The 17,269-nt window shown below is 35.5% G+C and carries 9 protein-coding genes; 5 read left to right on the top strand and 4 right to left on the bottom strand.

What is annotated here, in order from left to right:
- The first annotated feature begins 143 nt into the window (after positions 1-143).
- Together purL and ACFQ0I_RS14540 are read left to right on the top strand one after the other, a co-directional pair.
- Positions 144-3,854 carry a phosphoribosylformylglycinamidine synthase gene (gene purL / locus ACFQ0I_RS14545; RefSeq protein WP_379943487.1) on the top strand — a complete coding sequence of 1,237 codons (3,711 nt, stop codon included), beginning with the start codon at positions 144-146 and terminating at the stop codon, positions 3,852-3,854.
- 80 nt (positions 3,855-3,934) lie between these two features.
- The gene (locus ACFQ0I_RS14540) at positions 3,935-5,131 is read left to right on the top strand and encodes a threonine/serine exporter family protein (protein ID WP_379943485.1); all 1,197 of its coding nucleotides are present in this window, start codon (positions 3,935-3,937) and stop codon (positions 5,129-5,131) included.
- A gap of 197 nt (positions 5,132-5,328) precedes the next feature.
- Here ACFQ0I_RS14540 and ACFQ0I_RS14535 read toward each other — a convergent pair whose 3' ends face one another.
- The 4 genes from ACFQ0I_RS14535 to ppdK all read right to left on the bottom strand — a co-directional run bounded on the left by ACFQ0I_RS14535 (position 5,329) and on the right by ppdK (position 12,296).
- Entirely contained in the window at positions 5,329-6,114 is a 786-nt protein-coding gene (locus ACFQ0I_RS14535; RefSeq protein WP_379943483.1) for a formate/nitrite transporter family protein, read from the bottom strand.
- 30 nt (positions 6,115-6,144) lie between these two features.
- On the bottom strand, positions 6,145-6,927 hold the full coding sequence (gene pflA, locus ACFQ0I_RS14530) for a pyruvate formate-lyase-activating protein (protein WP_379943481.1): 783 nt from the start codon (positions 6,925-6,927) through the stop codon (positions 6,145-6,147).
- A gap of 43 nt (positions 6,928-6,970) precedes the next feature.
- On the bottom strand, positions 6,971-9,196 hold the full coding sequence (pflB, locus tag ACFQ0I_RS14525) for a formate C-acetyltransferase (RefSeq protein WP_379943480.1): 2,226 nt from the start codon (positions 9,194-9,196) through the stop codon (positions 6,971-6,973).
- Between the two features lie 370 nt (positions 9,197-9,566).
- Positions 9,567-12,296 carry a pyruvate, phosphate dikinase gene (gene ppdK / locus ACFQ0I_RS14520; protein ID WP_379943478.1) on the bottom strand — a complete coding sequence of 910 codons (2,730 nt, stop codon included), beginning with the start codon at positions 12,294-12,296 and terminating at the stop codon, positions 9,567-9,569.
- Between the two features lie 210 nt (positions 12,297-12,506).
- On the opposite strand from ppdK, the gene ACFQ0I_RS14515 reads away from it, so the two are divergent.
- The 3 genes from ACFQ0I_RS14515 (at position 12,507) to ACFQ0I_RS14505 (ending at position 17,226) form a co-directional block, all read left to right on the top strand.
- Positions 12,507-14,276, top strand: coding sequence for an AMP-dependent synthetase/ligase (locus ACFQ0I_RS14515; protein ID WP_379943476.1), 1,770 nt, complete (start codon positions 12,507-12,509; stop codon positions 14,274-14,276).
- Positions 14,277-14,381: 105 nt separating this feature from the next.
- Positions 14,382-14,828, top strand: a complete 447-nt coding sequence (locus tag ACFQ0I_RS14510; RefSeq protein WP_379943475.1) for a MarR family winged helix-turn-helix transcriptional regulator — start codon at positions 14,382-14,384, stop codon at positions 14,826-14,828.
- A gap of 4 nt (positions 14,829-14,832) precedes the next feature.
- Positions 14,833-17,226, top strand: coding sequence for a 3-hydroxyacyl-CoA dehydrogenase/enoyl-CoA hydratase family protein (locus tag ACFQ0I_RS14505; RefSeq protein WP_379943473.1), 2,394 nt, complete (start codon positions 14,833-14,835; stop codon positions 17,224-17,226).
- The last annotated feature ends 43 nt before the right edge of the window (positions 17,227-17,269 follow it).

Here is a 17,269-nt window from a genome sequence, read left to right as displayed (position 1 = left end):
AAAACAAAGCGACAAATTAAAGTCGCTTTTTTTATGTTCAAAACTCTTGAATAACTCTAATTATTCATTTTAATAATTAAATGAAAATACGCCGAAAAAAAGTAAATTTGCACTTTTAATAAACACATACAAATCAATACATAATGATTCATTTCTTTGGAAACATAACCAGTAAGGTATTTGCTGTTCAAACAACAAAAGAATTATCAACCGAAACCATCGCTAAATTAACGTGGTTATTTGGCAACCAGCCTAAAATAGAACAAGCATCACTCGATGCTTTTTTTGTTGGTCCACGAGCTGCCATGATTACACCATGGAGTACCAATGCGGTTGAAATTACCCAAAACATGGGCATTTCAGATATCATCCGTATTGAGGAGTTTCAAGCGGTTTCTGCAGATTTTAAAGGTTTCGACCCAATGATTTCTGAAAAATTCAACGGTTTAAACCAAGAATCATTCACTATAAATATTAAACCAGAACCGATACTTAATATTGAAGATATCGCCGCTTATAACCAAAAAGAAGGTTTATCTTTAAGTGATGAAGAAGTTGCATATTTAGAAGGTGTTTCCAAAAAAATTGGCCGTCCGTTAACAGATTCTGAAGTGTTTGGGTTTTCGCAAGTCAACTCAGAACACTGTCGCCATAAAATTTTCAATGGCACATTTGTGATAGATGGTGAAGAAAAACCAACCTCACTTTTCAAATTAATACGTAAAACATCCGAAACACATCCAAACACGATTGTTTCAGCCTATAAGGATAATGTGGCTTTTGTTGAAGGCCCTAAAGTGGAACAGTTTGCTCCAAGAACCGCCGACAAACCCGATTTCTACGAAACCAAAGATTTTGAGTCGGTTATTTCATTAAAAGCCGAAACCCATAATTTCCCAACAACCGTAGAACCTTTTAATGGCGCTGCAACCGGTTCGGGAGGTGAAATTCGTGACAGACTTGCAGGGGGAAAAGGCTCACTTCCATTAGCAGGAACCGCGGTGTATATGACCTCGTATTCGCGTTTAGAAGAAAACCGCCCTTGGGAAAAAGCGTTTCCAGAACGCAAATGGTTGTACCAAACGCCTATGGATATTTTAATTAAAGCTTCAAATGGTGCATCGGACTTTGGAAACAAATTCGGGCAACCTCTTATTTGCGGTTCAGTTTTAACCTTTGAACACGATGAAAACACAGATGTCACCCTGAGCGCAGTCGAAGGGCGAAAACTTGGTTTCGATAAAGTGATCATGCAAGCGGGAGGCATAGGCTATGGTAAAAAAGATCAAGCTTTAAAAGATAAACCACAAACTGGGGATAAAATTGTTATTCTTGGTGGTGAAAACTACCGTATAGGAATGGGAGGCGCTGCAGTTTCTTCGGCCGATACTGGTGAGTTTGCATCAGGTATCGAACTGAATGCCGTACAACGTTCCAACCCAGAAATGCAAAAACGTGCAGCCAATGCCATTCGTGGTATGGTTGAAAGTGACGAAAACTTCATAGTTTCTATTCATGATCATGGTGCTGGTGGTCATTTAAATTGTTTATCTGAATTAGTTGAAGATACCGGTGGAAAAATAGATTTAGATGCACTTCCTGTAGGCGACCCTACTCTATCTGACAAAGAAATTATTGGTAACGAATCACAAGAACGTATGGGCTTGGTGATTGACAAAGAGCATATCGATATCCTTCAACGTATTGCAGAACGCGAGCGTTCCCCTATGTACACCGTTGGGGATGTTACAGGTGATGATAGATTTACATTCGAGTCTAAAACCAACGGTCATAAACCAATGGATTTAGCGATGGAAGATATGTTTGGTAGTTCGCCAAAAACCATCATGACCGATAAAACCATCAAAAGAAATTATAAAAATTTAAGCTATAATTCCGATAAGTTCCATGATTATTTAGAACAGGTGTTACAATTGGAAGCCGTAGCTTGTAAAGACTGGTTAACTAATAAAGTAGACCGTTGTGTTGGTGGAAAAGTAGCCAAACAACAATGCGCTGGCCCATTACAATTACCACTAAACAATGTCGGTGTAATGGCCCTTGATTATAAAGGAAAAGAAGGTATTGCAACGTCTGTTGGTCATTCACCTATTTCAGGATTAATCAATCCGGTGGCGGGAAGCAGAAATGCGATTACCGAAGCGTTAACAAACATTATTTGGGCGCCATTAAAAGACGAATTAAAATCGGTTTCATTATCAGCAAACTGGATGTGGCCTTGTAAAAATGAAGGCGAAGATGCCCGTTTGTATGAAGCGGTTGAAGCGGTTTCAGAATTTGCCATCGATTTAGGCATCAATGTACCAACAGGAAAAGATTCGCTTTCAATGAAGCAAAAATATCCTGATGGCGATGTATTATCTCCTGGAACAGTTATTATTTCAGCAGCAGGAAACTGTAATGATATTAGCAATGTTGTAGAACCTGTTTTGCAAAAAAATAAAGGAAACATCTATTACATTAACATTTCACAAGATAATTTTAAATTAGGAGGCAGTTCTTTTGCTCAAATATTAAATAAAATTGGAAACGATGCTCCTACCATTAAAAGTGCGGCATATGTAAAAACCGTTTTCAACACCATTCAAAAATTAATAAAAGAGAAACAAATAGTTGCTGGACATGATGTGGCTTCAGGTGGATTGATTACCACACTTTTAGAACTTTGTTTCACTGATAATAGCCTGGGAGCTGAATTAGATCTATCTGCTTTGGCTGAAAAAGATTCATTGAAACTCTTATTTTCTGAAAATGCAGGAATCGTTATTCAAGCTAAAGATACTTCTATTGAAGCCGTTTTAAGCTCTGCAAACATTGAATTTTTCAATATTGGAACCGTTACCAATAGTGATGTGTTAAGCATCATTAACGGCACAGATGTTTTCACGCTAACTGTTTCTCGCTTACGCGATGTTTGGTATAAAACCTCTTTCCTTTTAGACCAAAAACAAACAGCAAACAATTTAGCTGAAGCGCGTTTCAACAACTATAAAAATCAACCTTTAGAATATACATTCCCTAATCATTTTACTGGGAAATTAAAAGACGTCATTGCGAGTGAAGGGAAGCCATCTGCCACAAACGGAACGCGACCTAAAGCAGCTATTCTTCGCGAAAAAGGAAGTAACTCCGAGCGCGAAATGGCAAACGCTATGTATTTAGCAGGTTTTGATGTAAAAGATGTACACATGACCGATTTAATTTCGGGTCGTGAAACCTTAGAAGACATTCAGTTTTTAGGTGCTGTTGGAGGTTTTAGTAATTCGGATGTACTTGGTTCTGCAAAAGGTTGGGCAGGTGCTATTAAATACAACGAAAAAGCCAATAAAGTGATTCAGGATTTCTTCAAAAGAGAAGATACACTATCTGTTGGAATTTGTAATGGTTGCCAGTTGTGGATGGAGTTAGAGCTTATCAACCCAGAGCACGATGCTCATGGTAAAATGCTTCATAACGATTCACATAAACATGAAAGCTCATTCACTTCAGTAAAAATTCAAAAGAACAACTCAGTCATGCTTTCAACACTTGAAGGTGCTACTTTAGGCGTTTGGATTTCGCATGGTGAAGGCAAATTCAAACTGCCATATGCTGAAGACAAATACCAAATTGTTGCTAAATATGGGTATGCTGAGTATCCTCATAACCCAAATGGCTCCGATTTTAACACCGCTATGCTATGCGATAAAACAGGGCGTCATTTAGTAACCATGCCGCATATTGAGCGTTCCACCTTCCAATGGAATTGGGCAAATTATCCGCAAGGTCGTAAAGACGAAGTATCACCGTGGTTAGAAGCGTTCGTAAACGCCAGAAAGTGGTTAACAAAATAAATTATTCAATAGCAGAACTTATCAGAAATGGTAAGTTCTGTTTTTTGATAATATCTAATTCTCTTGCTAAAATTTCATAAATGAAAATTCCTAAAAAGTATAAATACATCATCGAATTAGGAAAAGCACTTCATATTTACGGAATTCCTTCTTATAAAATTCAGACATATTTAACTAAAATATCTAAAACGCAGGGTATTCATGGCACTTTTATGGATTTACCTACGTGGATAAACTATGTTTTTTACGAAGAGGACGACACATCTTATAATTATATTGAATGCATTCCGCCCGGCGTATTAAACTTGGGGGCATTATCGCGTATTGAAGAAGTCGCGAATAAGGTGATTTTAAAAGAGATAAACAATGACGAGGTAGAAGCCGAATTGGAATTAATTAATAAGGAAGCAAAAAAAGTAAACCACTTTACATTAACACTATCATATGCCATAGGTGCTGGTGGCTTCAGTTTAATGATTGGTACCAATTGGATTTCTTTACTATTTGCGGTTTTACTTGGAGCCTTTGTTTACTTTTTTGTGTTTTTATCAACTAAATCGAGTTATTTTGAAACCATATTAGAATCTTTAATTTCGTTTGTGGTTACGGTTTTAGCCTGTTTATTATTATTGGTTTTTCCGGACTTTAATGTGGGGATTACCATTTTATCGTCTATCATAATTTTTATACCCGGTTTAGCAATCACAACGGCTTTAGAAGAAATCACCTCAAAAAATTTAGTGTCGGGTGGTGCAAAATTATTCGACGCCATTATTTCTTTATTCAAGCAGTTTTTTGGTGTTTTATTAGGAATAGGCATCATGTCTTCCGTCATAGATTATAAAAAACTAGTTCATATTTCCGATTTACCACAATGGATCATGTTTTGTGGAATCCCCTTGTTTTCTATTAGTCTTCTTGCCATTTTTCAAGTTCGAAAAAAGGACATGGTTTTAGGGGTAATTACAGGTGCTGCTGTGTTCTTTTTAACAGTTTTATTTTCTGGATTTGGGGTTTTAATCAGCACGTTTATCGGAACCATTGCCGCTGTTGCCATTAGTAATTTGTTTAGCAGAATTACGAAATCGCCCAAAACCGTATACTTAACACAAGGCATCATAATGCTTGTACCTGGAAGTAAATCTTTTATGGGACTTAGTAATTCATTTTTAAATTCATCCTTAATTACTGCCGATAATTTATACCAACAAGTCGCTTTTATATTGATGGGGATTATTGGAGGCTTATTATTTGCGGGTGTTTTCAGAAAACGTTAAAAACGTAATAAATATTTCTTCAGACAAAAAAGATGAAGTAATTGTCGACAACAAAATTTAGGCAGGTAAATTCTATAAAGCAAAAATCCCGATATCAAATACATGATTTCGGGATTTTTTAAGGATTTAAATATAATCAAATTCAGGAAACTGCTGACAAAACAACTTCAACAGTCACCATTTCTTTAAGCCTTTTTTTAAGCTTTTTCTTTTTTTCCAAACAAATAACCGTATGGCATTCCAACAAAAATGACGCCACCAACTATGTTACCTAATGTTGCAGGAACAAGATTATTTACAATAAAATCTGTCCATGTAATATTAGCACCTTCAAATATTGCCAAAGGGATAAAATACATATTTGCAATACTGTGCTCAAAACCCATAGCAACAAAGGCCATTACAGGCATCCAAATAGCAAATATTTTTCCAGTGGTATCTTTCGCAGCCATTCCTTGCCAAACTGCTAAACAAACCAACCAGTTCGCTCCAATTCCTTTAAAGAATGTTACTAAAAACGTATGGCTTGTTTTACTAACTGCAAGGTTATGTACCGAATTCACAAATGGGGCATCGCTTACAATATGGGTTAAATGCGTAATAAAGTAAGCAACAAAAACGGCCCCTATAAAATTCCCAAAATACACTAATCCCCAGTTTTTTAAAACGACGTTAATACTTTGCTTTTTATTTAAAACGTTGGGAACAAAATAAGCGTTATTACCAGTAAATAATTCCGCACCAACTACTACCACAAGTATAAGCCCGATTGGAAACGTTGCTCCGAAAAGAAATTTAACTAGTCCTGGATTAGTGGCGGCCAAACCAGGTGAGCCACCGCCAACAATAAGAGCTAATAAACCTCCAAAAGCGATATAGGCGCCTGCTAAAAAAGAAAGAATTAATGTTTTACTTACTTTGTACGACCCTTTATTGTGCGCTAACACCCCTACTATTTCAATTACTTCCTTAGGGCTATTCATTGCAAAATATTTTTGTTGTTTTAAACATCATTAATTTACTTTTACTTTTTTAAAATATTTTTTCAAAATGTTGGATGCTTCAATTAATTCTTCGGGTGTATTTTCTCTCGCATCCTTTAGTTGATAGTCCCAACCTAAAGCTGCCCATTTATGAATACCTAATTTATGATACGGTTGAATTTCAATTTTTTCAATAGTTTCATAATCCCTAAAGTGTTTTCCTAAAGCGTGTAATAATTCCGGTTTATTTGTAATTCCTGGAATCAACACATATCGCAACCACATATTTTTACCAGATGCTTCTCGGTATTCTGCAAAATTAAATGCCGTTTCTTTACCTCTCACACCTGTTAAAGCTACATAGCCTTCTTCGGTCATGTGCTTAATATCTAGCATGACCAAATCGGTGTAATTATCTAAAAGTTCTTTTGTGAAACTATTTAAAATTCTGCCATTGGTATCGATATTAGTATGAATACCTTCTTCTTTTAATCTCTTAAAAAAAGGAATTAATTCTTTAGCCTGTAATAATGGTTCGCCTCCAGATACGGTTACACCGCCTTTAGTTCCGAAGTATGGTTTCATTTTAAGTGCCATTTGAACCAGTTCTTCAATTTCATACTCTGTTCCTCCTGATGTTTCAATAGTATCAGGATTATGGCAATACAAACATTTTAATTTACAACCTTGTAAAAAAACTACCCACCGAATTCCCGGTCCGTCATGAGTTCCAAACGATTCTATCGAATGTACTCTCAATGTATTTGCTTCTGTTTTGATAATTTTCTTATTAAGTTTGTTTATAATGAGCATTGAAAGCGCTATAAACACGCTTTCAATGCTCTTTTTTTTAGAATTACAATGATTCGTGGAACGAACGTGTAATAACTTCTAATTGCTGCTCTTTTGTTAGTCTAACAAAATTTACGGCGTATCCTGATACACGAATTGTTAATTGAGGATAATCATCTGGATTTTCCATAGCATCTAACAACATTTCTTTATTTAATACATTCACATTTAAATGTTGTGCATTTCTTGAGAAATAACCATCTAATGTAGTTGCTAAATTTTCAATTTGTTCTTCTTCATCTGAACCTAAAGATTTAGGTACAATAGAGAATGTATTAGAAATACCATCTTTAGAATCGTCGTAGTTAATTTTACTTACCGAGTTTAAAGAAGCGATAGCACCATTACAATCGCGTCCGTGCATTGGGTTTGCGCCAGGAGCGAAAGCGATACCTTGTGCTCTACCATCTGGTGTTGCCCCTGTTTTTTTACCGTAAGATACGTTCGATGTAATGGTTAAAACAGACATGGTTGGTTCTGCATCTTTATAAACTGGTAATTTTTTAAGCTCGTCGTTAAATTCTGCAACGGCATTACTTGCTAAAAAGTCTACGCGATCATCATCATTTCCATATTTTGGAAATTCCCCTTCAATGTCGAAATCGATGGTTAATCCTTCTTCATTTCTAACTGGTTTCACTCTAGCATATTTAATAGCCGATAATGAATCTGCTACAATAGATAACCCTGCGATTCCATAAGCGATATTGATACTTGGATTGGTATCAATTAAAGCCATTTGCGCTTTTTCGTAATAATATTTATCGTGCATGTAGTGAATAATATTCATAGAATCGTTGTACACTCTAGCAACTTCTTTCATGGCAATTCTAAAATTACCCATTACTTTATCGAAATCTAAATACTCATCTGTACAAACTGGAATTCCTTCAATCATTTGTGTTCCGGTAAATTCACATCGACCACCATTTAAAGCTAATAATAATGTTTTAGCTAAATTAGTACGTGCACCAAAGAACTGAATTGATTTTCCTAATTCTTGGAACGATACGCAACAAGCAATTCCGTAATCATCAGATCCTCTTTTGGTACGCATTAAATCGTCATTTTCAAATTGAATTGAAGACGTATCAATAGATACCTTTGCACAATAATTTTTAAAATTTTGAGGTAATTTCTCAGACCATAATATGGTAATATTTGGTTCTGGTGAAGCACCTAAAGTATATAATGTATTTAAGAAACGGAATGATGTTTTAGTAACTTTAGTTCTTCCGTCTTCTAACATACCACCAATAGCTTCTGTTACCCAAGTTGGATCGCCTGCAAAAATTTCATCGTAAGCTTCCATACGTAGGTGACGCACCATACGCAATTTCATAACGAACTGATCGATATATTCTTGAGCTTCCACTTCGGTAATTAAACCAGCTTGCAAATCTCTTTCAATAAAAATATCTAAAAATGAAGATACATTTCCTAAAGACATAGCGGCACCATCTTGTTCTTTAACAGCGGCTAAATACGACATGTAGGTCCATTGTACAGCTTCCTGAGCATTTTCGGCTGGACGAGATAAATCTAAACCATAAGATTTACCCATTTCAATAATCTCTTTTAATGCTTTAATTTGCTCTGAAACTTCTTCACGTAAACGAATTATCTTATCGGTCATAGGACCTGTAATGTTTGATAAATCTTCTTTTTTAGCTTCAATTAAACGATTCACACCATATAATGCAATTCTACGGTAGTCACCAATAATTCTTCCACGTGCATAATTATCAGGCAATCCTGTTAAAAATCCTAAAGAACGGAATTTTTTAATTTCGTCTGTATAAGCATCAAACACCCCATCGTTATGAGACTTAACATATTTATTAAATAAATCTGCCAGTTGATCGTTTGGTTTTAAACCATGTTCAGAAAGTGCTTTTTCAACCACTTTAAAACCTCCAAAAGGTTTCATGGCTCTTTTTAATAATTCATCGGTTTGTAAACCAACAATTACTTCATTGTCTTTATCAATATATCCAGCTTTAAAAGCATTAATTCCAGAAACAACATCAGTATCTACAGAACGAACACCATTTCTTTGTCTTTCTTCTTTGGTACCTTGTTTACAGATTTCCCATAATTTTAGAGTTTTTTCACTTGCACCCTCCAAAAAGTCATGTGTTCCGTGGTAAGGGGTAATGTTTTGAGTAACAAAGTCTCTTAAATTAATAGTCTTGTTCCAAATACCAGTTTTAAAAGTTGTAGTTTTCATATATTTAAATTAATTATCCTTTTCTATTTTAAGGGTGCAAAAATAAACCCTAAACTTAACTGCAAAACTGACAAATGTCATTAAAAGTCCATTTTTTTAGTATAACTAGATTTACGAAAACGTTTGAATTACTCTTTTTTTTTAAAAAAAAGCAAAAAGTAATTTTTATAGCAAATAATTTTGGATGAATTAATGCGTAGGAAAATAACCTTTTAATTTTAAATAAAATGGAATTAAAAAATTAAGATAAGGCAGCATTTTTAAGATTTAGAAACGGCGTAAAGGAGTAAATAAAATATTAAAACAAAAATAGCCTGAAGTAAACAAATTTTACTTCAGGCTTTTTACAATAAAAATTAATCAAAAAACTTTATAAAGTTGCTTTTATAGCTGCTTGTGCAGAGGCTAATCGAGCAATAGGAACTCTATAAGGAGAACAACTTACATAATTCAATCCTGTTCTGTAGCAGAATTCAACTGAACTAGGATCGCCACCATGCTCGCCACAAATTCCGACTTTCAAATTAGGTTTAGTATTTCTACCGCGTTCGGTAGCCATTTCTACTAACTGACCAATACCTTCTTGATCTAACACTTCGAAAGGATCGACTTTTAAAATGCCTTTTTCAATATAGATTGGCAAGAATTTACTAGCGTCATCTCTGGAATAACCAAACGCCATTTGTGTTAAATCGTTAGTTCCAAAAGAGAAGAAATCGGCATATTTAGCAATTTTATCAGCAATTAAAGCAGCTCTAGGAATTTCAATCATAGTACCAACAGAATACTCTATGGTATCGTTTCTTTCTTCAAAAACTTTATTTGCTGTTTCTCTAATTACAGCCTCCTGACTTTCAAATTCAGTAAGCGTACCAATTAAAGGAATCATGATTTCTGGTTTTGCAACAATACCTCTTTCTTTTAAGTTTAAGGCAGCTTCAATTACTGCTCTTGCTTGCATTTCAGTAATTTCCGGATAGGTAATTCCTAATCTACAACCTCTGTGCCCTAACATAGGGTTAAACTCTTCTAATTCGGCCACTTTTATTTTTACCGCTTCTAAAGTAATGTGCATTTCTTCGGCTAAACTACGTTGCGTTTCTAATTGATGAGGCACGAATTCATGTAAAGGCGGATCTAATAAACGAACCGTTACTGGCAGTCCTTGCATGGCTTCAAAAATACCTTCGAAATCGCTACGTTGCATTGGTAATAATTTTTCTAAAGCATGTTGTCTTCCTATTAAAGTATCAGATAAAATCATTTCGCGCATCGCTTTTATACGATCTACTTCAAAGAACATATGCTCTGTGCGTGTTAAACCAATACCTTGCGCACCGAAATTACGAGCTATTTTCGCATCATTGGGCGTATCGGCATTAGTTCGCACTTGCATAGTAGCATATTTATCGGCTAATTTCATAATTTCGGCAAATTCACCACTTAACTCCGGTTCGCTAGTCGCTACTTTTCCTTCAATAATATTACCTGTAGAACCGTTTAAAGAAATCCAGTCGCCTTCATGATATACTTTATCATCAACTTTTAAAGTTCTTGTTTTATAGTTAATTTTTAAGGCGCCGGCTCCAGAAATACAGCATTTACCCATACCGCGAGCCACTACCGCCGCGTGCGATGTCATTCCACCACGAGCTGTTAATATTCCTCGAGCAATATTCATTCCTTCTAAATCTTCTGGCGATGTTTCAATACGCGCTAAGATGGTGTATTTGTATTTGGTAGCTTCGTCTGCAAAGAACACTATTTGCCCCGTTGCAGCACCAGGAGATGCGGGTAAACCTTGCGCAATTACATGAGCTTCTTTAAGTGCTTTAGCATCAAAAACAGGATGTAATAATTCGTCTAATTTACTAGGTTCTATGCGTAAAACCGCTTCTTTTTCGGTAATTAAACCTTGCTTATACATGTCCATGGCAATTTTAACCATAGCTGCACCCGTACGTTTACCATTTCTAGTTTGTAAAATCCAAAGTTTACCATCTTGAATAGTAAACTCCATATCTTGCATATCCTTATAATGCTTCTCTAATTTTTCCTGATACCCATCTAACTCTTTATAAATCTCTGGCATGAGTTCTTCTAAAGAAGGGTAATTTTTAACTCTGTCTTCCTCATCTACTTTTGCCAATTCTGCCCAACGTATAGACCCTAATTTTGTAATTTGTTGCGGCGTTCTTGTTCCTGCCACCACATCTTCACCTTGCGCATTAATTAAATATTCACCGTTAAAAACATCTTCGCCGGTACCAGCATCACGAGTAAAACAAACCCCTGTTCCAGAGTTGTCTCCCATATTTCCGTAAACCATTGCTTGCACATTAACCGCTGTACCCCAATCGGCAGGATATCCATGCATTCTTCTATAATACATGGCTCGATCGCCATTCCAACTATTAAAAACAGCTATAACAGCACCCCAAAGTTGATCCCATGGATCTGTTGGGAAGTCATGCCCGGTACGTTTTTTTACCGCATCTTTAAAATCGTAAACTAAATCTTTTAAATCTTGAATAGTAAATTCGGTATCTAATTTTATACGTCGCTTATATTTAAGGTGTTCCATAATTTCTTCAAAAGGATCGATATCCTCTTTAGCTTCAGGTTTCATACCTAAAACAACACCACCATACATTTGAATAAAACGGCGATACGAATCCCATGCAAAACGTTCATTCCCTGTTTTATTTGCTAAACCAATAACTGCATCGTCATTCAAACCTAGGTTTAACACCGTATCCATCATTCCTGGCATAGAGACTCTCGCTCCAGAACGAACCGAAATTAACAATGGGTTGTCTTTATCGCCAAACTTACTACCCATTAAAGATTCAATATTAAAAATGGCTTCCTCTATTTCAGGCTTTATCATACTAACTACCTTGTCTTTACCTAATAAATTATACTCGGTACATACTTCGGTTGTTATTGTAAATCCTGGAGGAACTGGTATTCCAATATTGCACATTTCGGCTAAATTGGCACCTTTACCTCCTAAAAGATTCTTCATTTTGCTGTTTCCGTCGGCAGCTTTATTACCAAACTTATAAACTCTTGTTTTTACATCTTGTAATACTTCCATAATAACTAAATTTAATAACTATTAAAGCATTGAAATTAGCTACTAAAAACGTTTTTTTCAATGACTTATGTCATAAAATCCATATTATTTTTTAACATATTCTCAAAAAAGAAATATTTTAAATATTAAAACACCTCTTTTTATTAGCTAAATTTGAAAATCTCATTTATTTTCATACTTTGCATTAAAAAAACATTTCATCCTAAATTAATGGCAACTATTACAAGAATTTTTGACTTTCCTTATCATCAATTGGCAACTTATAATTTAGATAAGGCCTTCAGCACTAAATATAATGGTGTTTGGAAATCTATTTCTTCTCAAGAATTCATTAATCAGGCAAATGCTATAAGCCGCGGCTTGCTTCGTTTGGGAATTCAACCGAATGATAAAATAGCCGTTATTTCGTCTACCAATAGAACAGAATGGAATGTATTAGATATTGGTATTCTACAAATTGGTGCCCAAAACGTACCTATATATCCTACCATTTCTTTTGAAGAGTATGAATATATTATCAACCATTCTGAATCATTATATTGTTTTGTATCTGATGAAGAGGTATTAAAAAAATTGAATGCCATTAAAAAGAATACCGCCCTAAAAAACGTGTATACTTTTGATGAGATTACTAATGAAAACCATTGGACCGATGTTTTAAAATTAGGGGAAGACAGCAGTAACCAAGATGACGTTGAAAAAAGAAAAGAAGCGATTAAACCTAACGATTTAGCGACATTAATTTACACTTCTGGAACTACAGGAAAGCCCAAAGGAGTGATGCTATCTCACAATAATATAGTATCTAATGTTATAGATAGCGAAAAACGCGTTCCATTCCGTTATGGAAAATCTAAAGCCTTAAGTTTCCTTCCTATTTGCCATGTTTTTGAACGTATGATTTTATATTTATACATGAACTGTGGTGTAGAAATTTATTTTGCCGAATCTATCGAGAAAATGAGCGATAACTTAAAAGAAGTTAAGCCCAACGTTATGACTGCCGTTCCGCGATTATACGAAAAAGTATTCGATAGTATCATGGCCAAAGGCTCCGATTTAAAAGGTATAAAGAGAATGATGTTCTACTGGGCGGTAGATTTAGGTTTAAGATATGAACCTTACGGTAAAAATGGATTGTGGTATGCGCTACAATTAAGAATAGCCAGAAAATTAGTTTTTAGTAAATGGCAGGCAGGCTTAGGTGGCAATTTAGATATAATGGTTTCTGGAAGTGCAGCTTTACAACCCCGATTAACACGTGTGTTTGCAGCGGCTAGATTACCTATTATGGAAGGTTACGGATTAACAGAAACATCTCCCGTAATATCTGTTAACGATATGCGCGGTGGTGGTTTTAGAATAGGCACTGTTGGAAAAATAATAGACAATGTGGATGTTAAAATTGCCGAAGACGGTGAAATTCTTGTTAAAGGCCCTAATGTGATGCTTGGTTATTACAAAGATCCTGATAAAACTGCAGAAGTTATGACAGGTGATTACTTTCATACGGGCGATATAGGTGAAATTGATTCTGATGGCTTCCTTAAAATAACCGACCGTAAAAAGGAAATGTTTAAAACTTCTGGCGGTAAATATGTGGCACCGGCACTTCTTGAAAATGAATTTAAACAATCCAGATTCATCGAACAAATTATGGTGATTGGTGAAGGTGAAAAAATGCCGGCAGCATTAATACAAATAAACTTTCCATTTGTTAAAGAATGGGGAAAACGTCATAAGATTAATCTAAAATCGGCTGAAGATATTATTAGCAGCCCACAATTGCATGAACGAATTCAGGCAGAAATAGATGTCGCAAACAAAAATTTTGGAAACTGGGAGCAGATAAAAAAATTCGAAATTACTCCAGATGTTTGGACCATAGATGACGGCCATTTAACCCCTACTATGAAATTAAAAAGAAAGGCTATTAAAGAAAAATATGCTAATCTTATAGAGAAAATTTACAGACCCTAATTAAATTTTAAGTTTAATTTTTCTTTTTTAGTACATTAAATTTATAAAATTTATTATGCACGCATAATAAATTTTTATATATTTGGAACAACCTACCAAAAAACTATGAAAGAAATTACCATCGATTATATATTACGAACGACATGGCTAGCGGTTCAAAAAATGTACAATGAAGAAGCTGCAAAATTTGGAACTACCATGGCTACCGGGTTTACGTTATTAAGTATTGACCGCGAAAAAGGAACACCATCAACCGCATTAGGACCTATGATGGGAATGGAAGCAACCAGTTTATCAAGGATTTTAAAATCCATGGAGCAAAAAGGTTTAATAGAACGAAAGCCAAATCCAGATGATGGAAGAGGTGTCATCGTACATCTTACTCCTTTTGGGCGCGAAAAAAGAGAATATTCAAAAGAGCGAGTTTTAACCTTTAATGAAACTATTAAAAAGAATGTTTCTGAAGAAAAATTAAAACACTTTTATGAAGTTGCCGATTTAATTAACGAACTGATTTCCAATAAAAAAATATACGATCAAAACGATAAGTAATAAAATGAGCAAACGACGAATTAAAAAAGTAGCCATTATTGGTTCTGGAATTATGGGAAGCGGTATTGCATGTCATTTCGCCAATATTGGCGTAGATGTGTTATTACTGGATATTATTCCAAGAGAATTAAATGATGCTGAAAAAGCAAAAGGATTAACCCTTGAAAGTAAAGTGGTTAGAAATCGATTGGTAAATGATGCTCTTGCGGCATCTTTAAAATCGAAGCCCTCTCCTATTTATCATTCAGATTTTGCAAATAGGATTACAACAGGCAATCTAGAAGACGACATTGCCAAAGTTGCTAATGTAGATTGGATAATGGAAGTCGTTGTAGAACGCCTCGACATTAAAAAAAGTGTTTTTGAAAAATTAGAAAAGTACCGAACACCAGGAACTTTAATCACGTCTAACACCTCTGGAATTCCAATCCATTTTATGAGCGAAGGACGCAGTGAAGATTTTCAAAAACATTTCTGCGGAACACATTTTTTTAATCCAGCACGTTATTTAAAACTATTCGAAATTATACCAGGCCCAAAAACGGATGCTTCTGTTTTAGAGTTTTTAAACGGCTATGGTGAGCAATTCTTAGGAAAAACATCGGTAGTAGCTAAAGACACGCCGGCATTTATTGGAAATCGTATTGGTATTTTTGGTATTCAATCGTTATTTCATCAGGTAAAATCATTAGGATTAACGGTAGAAGAGATTGATAAACTTACCGGACCTGTGATTGGTCGTCCCAAATCGGCAACATTTAGAACTGTTGATGTTGTAGGCTTAGATACTTTAGTACATGTTGCGAATGGTATTTATGAAAATTGCCCTAACGACGAAGCACACGACCTGTTTAAACTACCAGATTTCATTAATAAAATGATGGAAAATAAATGGTTTGGTAGTAAAACTGGTCAAGGTTTTTATAAAAAAGAAGGTAAAGATATTTTAGCCTTAGATTTAAATACATTAGAATATAAACCAACAAAAAAAGCATCGTTTGCAACTTTAGAACTCACAAAAACAATCGATAAAGTTATTGATCGCTTTAAAGTTTTGGTTACAGGAAAAGATAAAGCGGGTGATTTCTACCGAAAAAATTTCGCGGCGATGTTCGCTTATGTATCAAACAGAGTTCCCGAAATTACAGACGAACTATATAAAATAGACAACGCCATGAAAGCCGGTTTTGGTTGGGAACATGGTCCGTTTCAAATTTGGGATGCTATAGGTGTTGAAAAAGGTATTGAAATAATGAGAGCCGAAGGGTTAGAACCTGCCGCTTGGGTAAATCACATGTTGGCATCGGGTAGTAAATCATTCTATACCGTAAAAAATGGTGCGACTTATGCCTACGATATTCCAACTAAAAATCAAGAAAAAATTCCTGGACAAGATGCGTTCATCATCTTAGACAATATTCGAAAATCTAATGAAGTCTTTAAAAACTCGGGAGTTGTAATAGAAGATTTAGGTGATGGTATTTTAAATTGTGAGTTTCAGTCTAAAATGAATACTATTGGTGGCGATGTTTTAGCAGGATTGAACAAAGCAGTTGACTTAGCTGAACAAAATTTTGCGGGACTCGTTATAGGAAACCAAGGTGCTAATTTCTCGGTCGGAGCCAATATTGGTATGATTTTTATGATGGCTGTAGAACAAGAATACGACGAGCTTAATGCGGCTATAAAATATTTCCAAGACACCATGATGCGCATGCGTTATTCGGCCATTCCAACGGTGTCTGCGCCTCACGGTATGACTTTAGGTGGTGGATGCGAACTATCTATGCACGCCGACAAAGTAGTAGCAGCTGCCGAAACATATATAGGATTAGTTGAGTTTGGCGTTGGCGTCATTCCCGGAGGTGGTGGCTCTAAAGAAATGGCTTTAAGAGCGTCGGACACTTTCAAAAAAGGCGATGTAGAATTAAATACTTTACAAGAATATTTCTTAACAATTGGTATGGCAAAAGTGGCAACCTCAGCTTATGAGGCTTTCGATATGGGCGTGCTTCAAAAAGGAAAAGATGTTGTTGTGGTTAATAAAGACCGCCAGATTGCTACCGCAAAAGCGTATGCTAAATTAATGGCAGATGCCGGTTATACACAACCAATAAAACGTACCGATGTAAAAGTGCTTGGTAAACAAGCCTTAGGAATGTTTTTAGTAGGAACCGATTCTATGGAAGCTGCTAACTTTATTAGTGAACACGACCATAAAATAGCCAATAAACTCGCCTATGTCATGGCTGGTGGCGATTTATCTGAACCCACTCTAGTAAGCGAACAATATTTACTAGATCTAGAGCGCGAAGCCTTTTTAAGTTTATGTACAGAACGTAAAACTTTAGAACGCATTCAGCATATGTTGAAAACAGGAAAACCACTTCGCAACTAGTTGCGATGCTACAAGCCTTACGCTACAAGCCATAGGCTAAAGT

Source organism: Mariniflexile aquimaris (assembly GCF_042676825.1).
Taxonomy (GTDB): domain Bacteria; phylum Bacteroidota; class Bacteroidia; order Flavobacteriales; family Flavobacteriaceae; genus Mariniflexile; species Mariniflexile aquimaris.
This window is presented reverse-complemented; position numbering and strand designations above follow the sequence as displayed.

Excerpts from the sequence above, each read along its gene's own strand:
- purL (WP_379943487.1), top strand. The coding sequence starts at position 144 with ATGATTCATTTCTTTGGAAACATAACCAGTAAGGTATTTGCTGTTCAA.
- ACFQ0I_RS14505 (WP_379943473.1), top strand. The coding sequence starts at position 14,833 with ATGAGCAAACGACGAATTAAAAAAGTAGCCATTATTGGTTCTGGAATT.
- pflA (WP_379943481.1), bottom strand. The coding sequence starts at position 6,927 with ATGCTCATTATAAACAAACTTAATAAGAAAATTATCAAAACAGAAGCA.
- ACFQ0I_RS14535 (WP_379943483.1), bottom strand. The coding sequence starts at position 6,114 with ATGAATAGCCCTAAGGAAGTAATTGAAATAGTAGGGGTGTTAGCGCAC.
- ACFQ0I_RS14510 (WP_379943475.1), top strand. The coding sequence starts at position 14,382 with ATGAAAGAAATTACCATCGATTATATATTACGAACGACATGGCTAGCG.
- pflB (WP_379943480.1), bottom strand. The coding sequence starts at position 9,196 with ATGAAAACTACAACTTTTAAAACTGGTATTTGGAACAAGACTATTAAT.
- ACFQ0I_RS14515 (WP_379943476.1), top strand. The coding sequence starts at position 12,507 with ATGGCAACTATTACAAGAATTTTTGACTTTCCTTATCATCAATTGGCA.
- ACFQ0I_RS14540 (WP_379943485.1), top strand. The coding sequence starts at position 3,935 with ATGAAAATTCCTAAAAAGTATAAATACATCATCGAATTAGGAAAAGCA.
- ppdK (WP_379943478.1), bottom strand. The coding sequence starts at position 12,296 with ATGGAAGTATTACAAGATGTAAAAACAAGAGTTTATAAGTTTGGTAAT.